The sequence below is a fragment of the Clostridium vincentii genome (assembly GCF_002995745.1).
GTDB lineage: Bacteria > Bacillota > Clostridia > Clostridiales > Clostridiaceae > Clostridium > Clostridium vincentii.
On record NZ_PVXQ01000021.1, the window covers coordinates 23,566 to 37,111 of the forward strand.

At 30.3% G+C, this 13,546-nt stretch carries 14 protein-coding genes; 12 read left to right on the plus strand and 2 right to left on the minus strand.

Features of this window, described 5'->3' with window-relative positions; translation table 11 throughout:
- Positions 1-182: 182 nt before the first annotated feature.
- The gene (locus tag CLVI_RS10240) at positions 183-395 is read left to right on the plus strand and encodes a hypothetical protein (RefSeq protein WP_146127323.1); all 213 of its coding nucleotides are present in this window, start codon (positions 183-185) and stop codon (positions 393-395) included.
- Between the two features lie 405 nt (positions 396-800).
- Here the strand turns inward: CLVI_RS10240 and CLVI_RS17690 are convergent, their stop codons facing one another.
- Positions 801-2,432, minus strand: coding sequence for a DUF2075 domain-containing protein (locus CLVI_RS17690; protein WP_207655356.1), 1,632 nt, complete (start codon positions 2,430-2,432; stop codon positions 801-803).
- A gap of 187 nt (positions 2,433-2,619) precedes the next feature.
- Between CLVI_RS17690 and CLVI_RS10250 the strand changes: the two genes are divergently transcribed.
- From CLVI_RS10250 to CLVI_RS10285, 9 genes are all read left to right on the plus strand, one after another.
- A complete protein-coding gene (locus CLVI_RS10250) occupies positions 2,620-2,934 on the plus strand; it encodes a nucleotide pyrophosphohydrolase (RefSeq protein ID WP_106060036.1) in 315 nt (104 codons plus the stop codon).
- A gap of 152 nt (positions 2,935-3,086) precedes the next feature.
- The gene (locus CLVI_RS10255) at positions 3,087-3,638 is read left to right on the plus strand and encodes a GIY-YIG nuclease family protein (protein ID WP_106060037.1); all 552 of its coding nucleotides are present in this window, start codon (positions 3,087-3,089) and stop codon (positions 3,636-3,638) included.
- Positions 3,639-3,791: 153 nt separating this feature from the next.
- Positions 3,792-4,550 (plus strand): NERD domain-containing protein, encoded by a 759-nt coding sequence (locus CLVI_RS10260; RefSeq protein WP_106060038.1) that lies wholly within the window; start codon positions 3,792-3,794, stop codon positions 4,548-4,550.
- 115 nt (positions 4,551-4,665) lie between these two features.
- On the plus strand, positions 4,666-5,793 hold the full coding sequence (locus CLVI_RS10265; RefSeq protein WP_106060039.1) for a YecA family protein: 1,128 nt from the start codon (positions 4,666-4,668) through the stop codon (positions 5,791-5,793).
- Positions 5,794-6,112: 319 nt separating this feature from the next.
- Positions 6,113-6,241: a hypothetical protein gene (locus CLVI_RS17980; protein ID WP_278320519.1), complete on the plus strand. Its 129-nt coding sequence runs from the start codon at positions 6,113-6,115 to the stop codon at positions 6,239-6,241.
- Between the two features lie 86 nt (positions 6,242-6,327).
- Positions 6,328-7,434, plus strand: a complete 1,107-nt coding sequence (locus CLVI_RS10270) for a DUF362 domain-containing protein (RefSeq protein ID WP_106060040.1) — start codon at positions 6,328-6,330, stop codon at positions 7,432-7,434.
- A 267-nt stretch (positions 7,435-7,701) separates the two neighbouring features.
- Positions 7,702-8,352, plus strand: a complete 651-nt coding sequence (locus CLVI_RS10275; RefSeq protein WP_106060041.1) for a hypothetical protein — start codon at positions 7,702-7,704, stop codon at positions 8,350-8,352.
- 250 nt (positions 8,353-8,602) lie between these two features.
- Positions 8,603-9,418 (plus strand): FTR1 family iron permease, encoded by an 816-nt coding sequence (locus tag CLVI_RS10280; protein WP_207655357.1) that lies wholly within the window; start codon positions 8,603-8,605, stop codon positions 9,416-9,418.
- Positions 9,419-9,672: 254 nt separating this feature from the next.
- The gene (locus CLVI_RS10285) at positions 9,673-11,346 is read left to right on the plus strand and encodes an oleate hydratase (RefSeq protein WP_106060070.1); all 1,674 of its coding nucleotides are present in this window, start codon (positions 9,673-9,675) and stop codon (positions 11,344-11,346) included.
- Between the two features lie 56 nt (positions 11,347-11,402).
- Here the strand turns inward: CLVI_RS10285 and dhaS are convergent, their stop codons facing one another.
- A complete protein-coding gene (gene dhaS / locus CLVI_RS10290) occupies positions 11,403-11,957 on the minus strand; it encodes a dihydroxyacetone kinase transcriptional activator DhaS (RefSeq protein ID WP_106060042.1) in 555 nt (184 codons plus the stop codon).
- A gap of 386 nt (positions 11,958-12,343) precedes the next feature.
- On the opposite strand from dhaS, the gene CLVI_RS10295 reads away from it, so the two are divergent.
- Together CLVI_RS10295 and CLVI_RS10300 are read left to right on the plus strand one after the other, a co-directional pair.
- On the plus strand, positions 12,344-13,060 hold the full coding sequence (locus CLVI_RS10295; RefSeq protein ID WP_106060043.1) for a transaldolase: 717 nt from the start codon (positions 12,344-12,346) through the stop codon (positions 13,058-13,060).
- A 13-nt stretch (positions 13,061-13,073) separates the two neighbouring features.
- Positions 13,074-13,532 carry a PTS sugar transporter subunit IIA gene (locus tag CLVI_RS10300; protein WP_106060044.1) on the plus strand — a complete coding sequence of 153 codons (459 nt, stop codon included), beginning with the start codon at positions 13,074-13,076 and terminating at the stop codon, positions 13,530-13,532.
- Positions 13,533-13,546: the final 14 nt, after the last annotated feature.

Genomic DNA, 13,546 nt, shown 5'->3' on the forward strand with positions numbered 1-13,546 from the left:
GAGATTTAGCTCTATGACCCTATACCAACCTGCATTATGTAAGGTGGTTCAGCTAAAAACGATAAGGAGGTGAAAATAGTGAATTACTATCTTCTTATTTTAGGTAAGGAGATTTTTTGTTTTGTAAAAATTTAAATGAGGGAGTGGTTGTATTGAATACATCAGGAATTAACAGGAGTTATATGGCAAAGAATTTAAAATCAGAGGAATTTATTAATAGAGTTGTAGATATTTTAAGTAGGGAATTCGAAAATAATGAAGTTAAATTAGAAAAGAGAGATAAAAATAATTTTAAAATATCATTAGATAAGTATGAAGTTAAAATGACCAAGGGACTACTAGATAAGCTTAAAAGTCCTTATGGGATAGATAAATTTATACTGGAGGAACTTTAAAGGCAAGGGTTTGAAATTGATAGGAATAGAAGCCAGTATATTCAGTATTGCTTTGGGGTTTATTGAGAGGATAGGAGTGGTTGAAATACGGTATCTGTAGATGATATGTTTAGATGAGTTTGTAGGGACTTTAATAGTAATTTTGGATTCTAGGGCTACAGGCAAACATGAATGAATCAACACATGGGAAAATAATCATACTGTTGGCTGGTTTGTTCAGGCTAATGGGATTCAGAATAGAAATTTGATATTTGTTAGGCAGGTTGTTAGGGCTAGATAAGTGGTTTTTAAAGTTAAATAAGTAAGTAAAAACCCATCATACCTTCTGGAGTATGGTGGGTTTTTATATGTTTTATAGATTGAATTATTACATTATAAAGAAGGCCAGTGATTAGTTTATTTAGTTTATTTAGATTTTTCAGTTATAGTAGAGTCAATAATATCTTTAAAGTCAACATCAAGATCTGAGCTATACGTAGCAATATAGTTTTTGAAATATTCTTTTAATTCACTATCACAAATATAAATATAGGTTCCTCTTATTCCCCTTGTTAAAATAGTCTTATATATATTTAATATATAATTTTTAAGTTCTTCAGGATCACTAATGGTTCGTTTACCATTCTTATCATAATAATTATCACGATTTATTTGTATTTCGCCATTAGTAAAGGTTACTTCATTTCCAATAATTATACCAGCATAGTTAATATCATAACCTTGAGTTGTATGAATACAGCCTATTTCTTCTAAAGCATTAGGTGAATTGATCCAATCTTTTATTTTAGAATTCCATTTGAATTTAGAGTTTTCAATGATGATATCATATTCACTTGAATTTTTTTGAGATTTCCATTCCCAAGCATAACCAGCTATCATACGACATAATCCGAATTTTTCATCTTGGTCTTTTATTCTTTTGTGCATTTCATTTATATTATTAAATATAAACAATTCATATTCACCAAACTTTTTAGCTTCTTTTTGAGTTTGGTGCAGAATATTCTGTATGTATTCGATATAGTCCTCACCAGCTAAGACTCTCATTTGAGATTGTATTATATGCTTTTTAAATTTAATTTTTTCGAACTTTTCAGGCTTTACATCTGAAGGTTTTATTGATTGATTTTTATCATAGCATAATATCATATGTTTACATGATAATCTGATCCAATCTAGTTGATCCCCTTCCTTAATATCTAAACCTAGCTTTATGTTGCAGTCATCAAAAGATTTCATATTTACAATATTAACTCTTCTATTTAAACGGTGGGCTTCATCAACAATAAGAATATCAAAACTTTTACCAACAACCTCAGATGGACCTAAAACCATATTTGCTTTTAGACTTTTAACAGTTTTAAAAACTTTTTTTAATGTTGACCTTAATGATGTCATAGGAATAACTAGTCCGATTTTAAGATGTTTAGTTTCTTCCAACTCCATTAAATACTTCATTAAATAAATAGCAACAATAGTTTTGCCCGTTCCAGGCTCTCCTTGAATTAAGTGATTACTCTTTTCGGCATTTAGAATACTATCCACAATGTCATATACTACTAAAGATTGTTCATTAGTAAGAGCTTTATATGGAGAATATTTAAATAAATCACTATTACGTATTTCAAATAATCCATTAATCACAACACCCTTTGCTTTAAGTTCATCCCAGATCAGATCAAATTTTCTTTTATAATTATCTTGATTATAATAGTTATGGTTACTAAGACCACCATTACCATTTTGAAGAGCATATTTCCCATCAGCTGACATATGTTCAATTAGGAGAGATTCAATTTCTAACGTTGCAGATTTATTAAAATCGGCGTCTGAAATAATATCAATTAAAGTAAGCTTTTTTCTTATATCAATTTTATAATGCTCGTGGCTACGATGATAAACCCTTGTAGACTCTCCAATATAAGCCTCATTATTATCTCTGAGAATATAAACAACAGGCCAGTTAAGACCATACTTATATTTCTTTATTTCATCTAAAAATTCTTCTTTGTAATCAAAGGTCTTTATTAATCCCATGTTTCCCCCTAGAAAATTATTTATACCTTCATTATATAACTATTGGGTAAATTTTTCTAATATTAAATATTAAAGGAAAAGTTTAAGTGCATAAATAAAAATATGAGAATTATATTATTTTATAAAAAGTAATTAATGAGATATAATTGTATTAATATGATTATTAGATTAGAAAGGGGATAGAACAATGGAGGATATTAAAAAGAGAATAAGAAAATTTAGAAGTGATAGGGAGTGGGAACAATTCCACACACCGCAGAACTTAGCAAAGGCAATAAGTATTGAGAGTGGTGAGCTTTTAGAGAATTTCTTGTGGAATAATAATTTTGATAAGGATGCAGTTAGTGAAGAGTTAGCTGATGTGGTTATATATTGCTTATATATGGCTGACTCTTTAGGCGTAAAGATAGAAGATATAATAAATAATAAAATAGATAAAAATGAGAATAAATATCCAGTTGAAAAGGCAAAAGGTACAAGCAAAAAATATACAGAATTATAGTTGGATTGATATGATGAACCACACCATAAATAAGGGTTCAATCATCCGGAATTTTCGGATATCTAAAAAAGAAGGTAAGTAACTTTGATATATACAATAATAAAATGGCTTTTATTAAATGCTGCTAGTTTTGATTAAAAAGGAGGTTTAGTATGGATTCTAAAGATTTGTTAAATGAATTAGTAGGAAATATATTTTTACCAGAAACAGACTTGCCAACTAAATTACCAGATACAGCAGGAGCCTATCTTATATGTGTAAAAGGTGTTGATGTATTACCTTCAAAAATGAAAAAATTAGATTATTCACATATTAATGAGTTACCTGTTATTTATGTAGGAATTGCAGGTAGACCAACTTCAAGGGTCAAGAGTCTAAGGAAAAGAGATTATAAAAATCATTTTAGTGGAAAAGCTAGAACATCTACATTAAGGAAAAGCTTAGGAGTACTATTTGGTTTTCAAAAAGAGCATGAGAGTGAAGCAAACAACTTGAAATATAAGTTTATTGCTGAACATGAAGAGAAGCTATCAAATTGGATGAAGAATAATTTAGTAATGCATTTCGTTATAATTGATAATCCTATGGAGTTTGAATTATTTTTGATTAATACTTATGAACCACCATTAAATTTAAAAGATAATAATAGTAAAAAGAATAGAGCTTTTAGAAAAGATTTAATTCAATTAAGAACTACTAGATAGTGGTAGGCTATTAGTACAATGAAACCATAAGAGCTGTGGACAGAGTAATCCTGTTTAACTGCCCATCATTAGTGTCGTTTAAGATTGTATGAACATAGTGAACTTGTTAAGAGAAGCTATAAAATATTAGTGCAGTTAAGGAGAATTCACAACATGCCCACAATAATTGAATTACTAAAAAACTTCTGGTACATAATCCTCATAATGATAGTAATTGCCATATTAGACATCTTCAAGCCTAAAATTAAGGGTGTTTTAGGTGAGAAATCTGTAGCACTTATATTATCAGGTCTTGATAATACAAACTATAAGGTAATAAACAATATAATGCTACAAGTGGGTAATAGAACTACCCAGATAGACCATATCATAGTATCTAACTTTGGTATTTTTGTTATAGAAACTAAAAATTATAAAGGCTGGATTACTGGAAATGACTATGATGATTATTGGAGACAGACAATTTATAAGCGTAAAGAAAAGCTGTATAATCCAATAAAACAGAATTATGGGCATATCCAAGCTTTAAAAGAAGTTTTAAGGGATATACCAGATATAAATTATATTTCCATAGTAGCGTTTACTACAAATGCTGATTTGAAAGTTACAGTTAAAACAGATGTAGTTTATACTATCAATCTACTTAAGACAATTAGGAATTACAATAGTAAAACAATAAATAATTTAGGAAAAGAACAAATATATAGAAAACTAATTTCTTTAAATGTTGATAGTAAAGATACAAGGAAATCTCATGTGGAAGCAATTCACAAGAATGTATCTGAAAAGAATAATAAAATAAAAGGTAATATTTGTCCAAGATGTGGAGGCCAAATACTATTAAGGAAGGGGAAGTATGGCCAATTTAAAGGCTGTAGTAATTTTCCGAAGTGCCGATTTACAATAAAATGATGTATTAGAATTGTTAATAAACAACGTAATTATGCAAGATTGTAAATGGTGTGGTAAAATATAAAACAACTAATGAAAAAACATAATATATAGGATTAGAGAAAAGAGGTAGAAGATGAAGGATTTAATAAATGATGAATATACTAAATTGAGAAAAGAGATAATGATTTTTGCACAGCCGGTGGAAGAGATTAGATTATGCTTGAGTTTTTATACAAAGCCACAATTATCTGATATTGCCATTCGTTATGGAATTACAAATACAAGGGCAAAGAAGGCTATTGTAATTGACACTTTGGCAGATGCCATCGTAGAATTGTTATGTAATGACTTAAAGTATGAAAATATTGATGAAATTAAAAGGTTGTATACATTTTGTACAAATAAGGTGAAAACCGATGATATAGACACCGTTACGGATATGCTTAAGTATCGATATAAAGGATGGATGTATTTATTTACAACAAAGGGTAAGAAAGAATTCAATATAGTAGTTCCGGATGAAATACGAGTACATTTAGCAGAGCTCTTAGAAGACGAAGAAAAAATGAATGTGAATGCAAAATATCAGGAAATGTTAAAATATTCGAAAAGTTTAAATAACTTATATGGAGTTTATCAAAGGGAGCAGTTCCTAACAGTTTGGAATAAGTATCATGAGGAAGCACTGAATGTTTCAGAACTAGAAGACTTTTTAGTAGAAGCACAAGATCGTCTTGGGTTCTTTTTTACAGAAGGAGAATACTTGATAGATGGAGGCTTTTCTGATAACAGTGAGTATGAAAACTTACTAGATGAGGCGAAGAATAAGCCATATTACATGCCTGAAAAATCAGAAATAGATATGTATGAAAATGAAATAGTTGATGTTAACTCTGATTATTATAAGGCGGTAAAACAATACTTGAGGAAGAAAATTAAAGATGATGTAGATCTTGATGATATTCTTTTTGAAATGGAAACTGTTTGTGTATTTGAAGCTAGTACAAGTGAAATTATGAACTTGATTGATGAGTTTGGAGTTACCTTCCATGATCTGAAGGATGGGAATAATTTTATGAAATTGTATGTTGCTTGGCATAATCATACAAGGGTATGGTCAAATAGAGGATATACGCCAGCAGAACTAAGTGATTTATTAAAAAATGAATCCGGTGTACAGGTTAGTCAGACTAAAGTTGGAAGAAATGACCCATGTCCATGTGGAAGTGGAAAGAAATATAAAAAATGTTGTGGTAAATAATATAAATACATATATAAATGTACCAAACACCAGAGATTTTCTCTGGTGTTTTTTTTGCATAGAAGGGACTGCATTATCTTCGATTCAGTTAAGGTTTATTATATTTAGTTCAAAAGAGGCAAGAAGAATAGAAGATATCTTGAAAAGAAGATAAGATGATATCTTGAAAAGAAGATAAGAAGGTATCTTGAAAAGAAGATAAGAAGGTATCTTGAAAAGAAGATAAGATGATATCTTGATAACAAGATAAGAAGATAAGAAGATATAGGAAACTTCAGGCTTTGTGATTTTAAAGTAGCAAAAAATATCTCCAGGGCATATGAACATTGGCAGTGATATAACTGCTTATAGGATGACAATTGATTCTATTGGCGATATATCAGAGCTAATAGGAAGTATCGATGCAAACTTGACTAATGTCACAATATTAGAGAATATCAAGCAATAAAAATTTGACTTAGTGTTAACTCTAAGGGATATAATTAAATTAAATAGATTTTAATTAATTTATAAAGATCTTGGAGGTATTTTAATATGGAAAAATCAAAGGTGTATTTTACTAGTATGAAAACAACATCTAAGGAAAATTTGTTGCAGAAATTAAGACGTCTAATTAAAACAGCAGGAATTAGTGAAATTGATTTCGAAAAAAAATATGCAGCTATTAAGATTCATTTTGGTGAACCTGGAAACTTAGCTTTTTTGCGTCCGAATTTTGCTAAAGTGACAGCAGATATTGTTAAGGAATTAGGTGGTAAACCATTCTTAACTGATTGCAACACTTTATATGTAGGTGGAAGAAAAAATGCCATTGATCATATGGATTCTGCTTATGAAAATGGATATAGCCCCTTTTCAACAGGTTGTCAAATAATAATTGGAGATGGACTTAAAGGAACTGATGAAGTTCTAGTTCCAGTTGTTGGTGGAGAATATGTAAAAGAAGCAAAAATAGGTCATGCTATTATGGATGCAGATGTGTTTATTACTATGAATCATTTCAAAGGTCACGAATTGACTGGTTTTGGTGGTGCATTAAAAAACATAGGTATGGGTTGTGGCTCACGTGCAGGAAAGATGGAGATGCACAGTAGTGGAAAACCTAATATTTCACAGGACAAATGTGTTGGCTGTGGCATGTGTGCTAAAACTTGCGCACATAGTGCAATTACAATAACAGATAAAAAGGCTTCCATCAACCACGACAAATGTGTTGGTTGCGGACGTTGCATAGGTGTTTGCCCAATGGATGCTGTTAAGGCTGCTTCAGATGAGTCTAATGATATATTGAACAAAAAAATTGCGGAATATTCATGGGCTGTATTAAATGGACGTCCAAACTTCCATATTAGTTTAGTAATTGATGTATCCCCATATTGTGATTGTCATCCGGAAAATGATGTGCCTATTGTACCTGATGTTGGTATGTTTGCATCTTTTGACCCGGTTGCACTTGATGTTGCTTGTGCAGATGCAGTAAACAAACAGCCTGTAATTAAAGGAAGTCTTCTTGATGCGCATGGATGTAAACATAATGATCATTTTACAGATGTTAGCCCTGAGACAGATTGGAAAGTTGCAATTGACTATGCTGTAAAGATAGGCCTTGGTAGCAAGGAATATGAGTTAATTACAATTTAGTCTGGATATTTATTCATTAGAATAGGTAAACTATTCTTTGTGGTATATAACATATAATAAAGTATGCCCCCCTTAAAGAAAGGGGGGCATACTTTATTATGGTTAGACGCGATTGTTGCTTTTACATTTACTCAAGATATATAATCTTTAGAATAAAATTCAGATAAGTGACAATAGTAAAGACAGGGCTATCAAATGGCGGCGATGAATAAGAATATATGTTATTATAGTAATTAATCAAAATTTATTTTATAGAGGTGATTTAATTTGAAAAAAGTTATTAAAATATTATTAGGCCTTGTGGCGGTAGTTGCCATAGCGGTTATTGTATACATGGTTATTCTGTTTCCAGTACATGAATACAAAGAAGATACAGCTCAAACAGAATCCTTTGATGTGAATGATATGCTATTAAAATCCATGCCAAAGAATTTCTCTCTTGAGAATAAAAAAATTCAAACAACACTTAGTTTAACAGAAGATGAATTAAAAAGTTTGATTTTACCAGAAATCAAGAAGATGGGAAATGTAGATGATGCAGATATAATTATTGGGAGTAATACGATAGAAATATATGCTACTCAAAAAGTATTGAAATACTTTCCTACTGAAATAAGTTTGTTATTGAAGTCAGAAATGGAAGATGGCAAATCAAAACTTGTTTTAAATGATGCTAAGCTTGGAAAAATTGATTTAGATAAAGAAAGTATTTTAAATAAAGTTAAAGATAATAAGATTATGTTTTTTGATGTTCAGCCCTCAGATAATGAGATTATATTAGAGGATGAGGATCTAAAGGATTTAATTACAGTAACTGCAATTAGACTTGAAGATAAAAAAGCATCTGTTGATATTGAAGTAGAGTTAAATAGTATGGAAGATTTAATGAGGTTAATGAATTTAGTATCTGAGAAATAGAAGTGGGGTAGATCTTAAAAATCATACTTCCCTAAAAAACAATTAGCAAGTTAAGTCGGCCTATGGATTCCAGATACTATGGGGTTTTTATAATATCTTTTTTTTAGGAAAGGAAGCTACAATATTTGTAGCTTCCACATTTTTTTGTTCAAATAAACATATGATATATATATTGACAAAATTATAGTTGCCATTTATAATGAACTGATAACAATAATCAATAGCATACAAAAGAAGGAGCACAATATTTATGGAAAATTTTTTACCAGGACTAATTATGGGATTTAGGGAAGGCCTTGAAGCTTTCTTGATTGTAGTAATTATACTTCAATATTTGAAAAAGAGTAGCAATACTAGTTTTAGAAAAAATGCTTTTTCAGGAGCTTTATTAGGAATTTTTGCTTCACTAGGAATTGGCGGCATTTTATTTTTAATATCAAAATCTGTTAATAAAATGGATGAAGTATCTAAGCTATGGGAAAGTTCAGCAAGTATTATCGCACTAATATTAATAACTAGTTTTATCTACTGGATGATAAAACATGGAAGAAATATGGTTACGGAAGTTCAAAATCAAGTTAAATCTAACCTTTCAGCAATAGGGATCTTTAGTATTACCTTCCTTATGGTTGCTCGTGAAGGTGCTGAAATTGCTATATTTGTTTTTGCTGGTAAATATACTTTACTATCAATACTTACAGGTATTTCTGCAGCATTACTTTTCTCCATATTAATTTATTTTTCTTTAATAAAGGTAAATTTAAAGATATTATTTAATATAACTTTAGTATATTTAATCTTACAAGCTGGATTTTTGCTAGGTTACGGCATTCATGAAGGATTGTCTGCCTTAAGTTCCCTAAATATTATTGAAAGTACAAATCCTATATTTACTAAAGCTTTCGACGTTTCAGAAACTATATTCTACCACAAAGAAGGTATAATAGGACTTCCACTTTACGTTTTATTTGGTTGGTATTCAAAACCGGAAATAATACAATTTGTTGTTCAATATGTTTACACCTTCTTCATGTTTTTTGTTTGGCATAAAGAATTAAAAAAATAGTAATAAATATTAAGTGCCACTAGAGGGAGCTTAATATTTCAGGTTGTAGACAAAGCCAGTATAATTTTTAATTATACTGGTTTTCTTTATACCTAGTTATTTATATAATATAAGCAGTGTGTATGGTTTTAAGACAGTTCAGCAAAATTGATTGTACTAATTGCCTTTGTTTGGATTTATATTATACATATAGCAAGCAATTAACTTGTTAAATAAAAATTTCTGTAGGTTCATAGCTTATGGTATATTTTCAAATGGAGGCTTTAAAAATGAAATTTAATTTTGATCAAACAATTGATGTAGAAAAAACAAATGCTTATATGGTTGGTGCTGGACTTGCATCAATGGCAGCTGCAATATTTTTAATTAGAGATGGACATGTTCCAGGAAAAAACATTCATATATATGAAGAGTTAAACATCACAGGTGGAAGTATGGATGGAAATGGTAATACTGAGGATGGTTATGTAATCCGTGGTGGAAGAATGTTTGATAGAGAAGCATATACTTGTACTTTTGGAATAATGGAAAGTATTCCTTCGTTAACTGATCCTAAAGTTTCAATACTTGATGAATTTAATGCTTTTAATAAAAAAATACATACTCATGCAAAAGCTAGACTAATAGATAATGATGCTAACATATTAGATGTGTCAACTTTGGGGCTTGACCGCGAAGATAGAATGGCATTAATGGATATAATGATTAATTCTGAAGATTCTTTGGGCACAAAAACTATTAAAGAGTGTTTTCCAGAAGCATTCTTTAAAACAAATTTTTGGCTTCAGTGGACTACACTCTTTGCATTTGAAACTTGGCATAGTGCGGTTGAACTCAAGAGATACCTTCATAGGTTTATACAAGAATTACCACGCTTAAGTGATTTATCTGGAATACGTCGTACACCATACAATCAATATGATTCAATGTTATTACCTATGACAAAATGGTTAAAAGAGCAAGGTGTCAATTTTGAATTAAACTGTAGAGTACTTGATTTAGAATTTAAACCATCAGATACTGAAACTACAGTTACAGCATTCAAATGTATAAAAGATGGAAAAGAAACTAGAATAGAAGTGGGAGAAGGAGACCTTGCTTTTGCTACTATCGGTTCATTAACAGCTGGTACTAGTCTCGGATCAATGACTACAGCTCCAGTAATTAATGATAAACACGTAGGTGGAGCATGGGATTTATGGGAAAAAATAGCTGTTGGACGTCCTGAATTTGGTAATCCAAAGGTTTTTGATGAACGTGTTGAAGAGTCAATGTGGGAGTCTTTCACAGTAACACTTAAAGATCCAACAATGTATAAAAAAATAATAGAATTTTCAGGTAATCAGCCAGGAACTGGGGCTCATATGACATTTAGAGATTCTTCATGGCTCATGACAATAGTTCTGCATAATCAACCACATTTTCTTAGTCAACCTGATGAAATACAAATTATATGGGGCTATTCTTTGTTCCCATATGCAAAAGGTGATTTTATAAAGAAAAGAATGGTAGATTGTACTGGTGAGGAAATATTATCTGAGGTATTATATCATCTAAACTTTAAAGAGGATATGAAGAAAATTATTAAAACATCTATTTGTATACCATGTATATTACCGTTTACAACAGCACAATTTTTAACTAGGGTAAATGGTGATAGGCCTAAAAATATTCCAGAAGGTTCAACTAACTTAGCATTACTTGGACAGTTCTGCGAAATAAAAGATGATGTGGTATTTACTATGGATTATTCTGTAAGAGGTGCACAAATTGCTGTTTATAAATTCCTAAATCTAAATAAAAGACTTACACCTATTTATAAAGGACAGAATGATGTACGTGTACTACTTAATTCTGCACTTGAAATGATGAAGGATGATAATCTTCGCGAAGAAATAGGTGCAATTAAATCTATGCTATTAAAATAATTTAATAGAGGTTATCCTCCAGGTTTCCATAAAAAGAAACTGCAGGATAACCTCTATTAATATCTAGATAAAATACCAATCAAACTGCCTTCAACAACGTTTTGAATCTTGGAATCCATGATTTGTGGTGACTCTTTCATGCCAGTTTTAATCCACTGAACGATTACACCTACAAAAGCATGGGTATAAAAATCCACAAGAAATTCTTTATCCTCCTCTGAAATATTCTTCGCTAATGATACATCATTAACAACTCCCATAATAAGTTCGCCACTAAATTCAAAGAAATATTCATCAAAAGCATTTTGACCAGGTGTGTTAAGTGCATTAATATAAAAGGATTTATTCTCTATTAGGTAGCACAAGGTTCGGTGCATTCCATCAGTCCAATTTTCATAATGCCTGCAGTTAGCGATACATTCTGTAACTTCAGTGTAATAAATCCAATTCACAAGGTCGAATTTATCTTTAAAATGATAATAAAATGTTTGCCTATTAAGGTTACAGTTGCCCGTAATACTTCGAATAGAAATTTTTGACAAAGGAACTGTTTCCATTAACTTCTTTAAGGATGAAGCAATAGCCTTTTCTGTTACTGTAGATTCAGACATAATAATCACCTACCTAAATTAGTTTTAATAATAAGTATAGCAAAATCTCGCTATACATTTTAATCTTTCCTTATAAATAATCTTAAAGAGGTTAAAACGCCCCAATCATGAAAATAGAAGCTGTAGTTATTATATTATGACCAATTTTATAACTTATCCTATTATACAATAGGGTAGCAGATAAAGCTATTTCACATACTATTCCTAATTTTTTTGTTCTAAATTTAGTATATATCTTAACTAGTTTGCCTCGTAGAATATAACTACTATTGTTCAATATCATTGATGTTTTCTATTTCCTCTATAGGGGAAATGATTAGAACTTTTACAGACGGCATTATTATCATATAATAAATTAAAGAAACAGATTAGAGGAGGAATTTTAAATGATTAAAGATTTAAAAGTTAAAGTATATGCAGATGGAGCGGATTTACAATCAATGGTTGAAGAGTATAAAAAAGGATTGGTAAAAGGATTTACTACAAATCCTTCATTAATGAAAAGTGCAGGGGTTACTAGTTACAGAGACTTTGCTAAATCAGTTTTAAAAAACATTAAAGATATGCCAGTTTCATTTGAAGTTTTTGCAGATAGTAAGGAAGATATGATAAAGGAAGCTAATGAAATTGATAGTTGGGGAAAAAATGTTTATACAAAGATTCCAGTTGTCGATACAAATGGAGTTTTTAATGGAGAAGTTATCGAAGTATTAAATGATTCTAGCGTTAAGGTAAATATAACTGCAGTATTCACATTACAACAGGTAGAAAATATTTTGAAAATTATAAATAAAGAAACTCCAGCTATAATTTCTATATTTGCAGGCAGAATCGCAGATACAGGAGTAGATGCTTGTAAAATAGTAAAGAAAGCTGTTGAGATGTCAAAGGAATATCCTTATGTGGAAATACTATGGGCAAGCTGTAGAGAGGTGTATAATATATTCCAAGCGGAAGAGGTAGGCTGTCACATAATAACAGTTCAAAATAGTTTGCTTAAGAAAAATAATCTTTTAGGAAAAGACTTAAACGAGTATTCTGTAGATACTGTAAATGACTTCTTTAAGGATGCAAATAGTTTAGGATTTTCCATTTTAGAATAGAGAGGATTATATTATGATAGAAGAATTATTAAAAGAAGAAATAGTTGATTTAAATGTCCAAGCTATAGATTGGGTTGATGCAGTTAAAGCGGCAGGAAATTTACTAGTTAAAGACGGTAAAGTTGAGGAAATGTATGTAGATGCCATGATTAATACAGTTAAGCAAATGGGAGCATATATTGTTATGGCACCTGGAGTAGCAATGCCTCATGCAAGACCAGAAGCTGGGGTTAAGGAGCTTGGCATATCTGTTATAACATTAAAGACGCCAGTTCCTTTTGGAAATGAAGGGTTTGATCCAGTAAAGCTAATTTTCTCAATTTGTGCTAAAGATAGCAAAGAACATATAAACTTATTACAGGACTTGAGTTGCATTTTAGATGATAGTGAATTAATAGAAAAATGTGATACATGTAGAACAAAAAAGGAATTAATTGATTTAATTATAAAAGTATATAAAAAGAATAAATAAAAGGGGTGACGAAA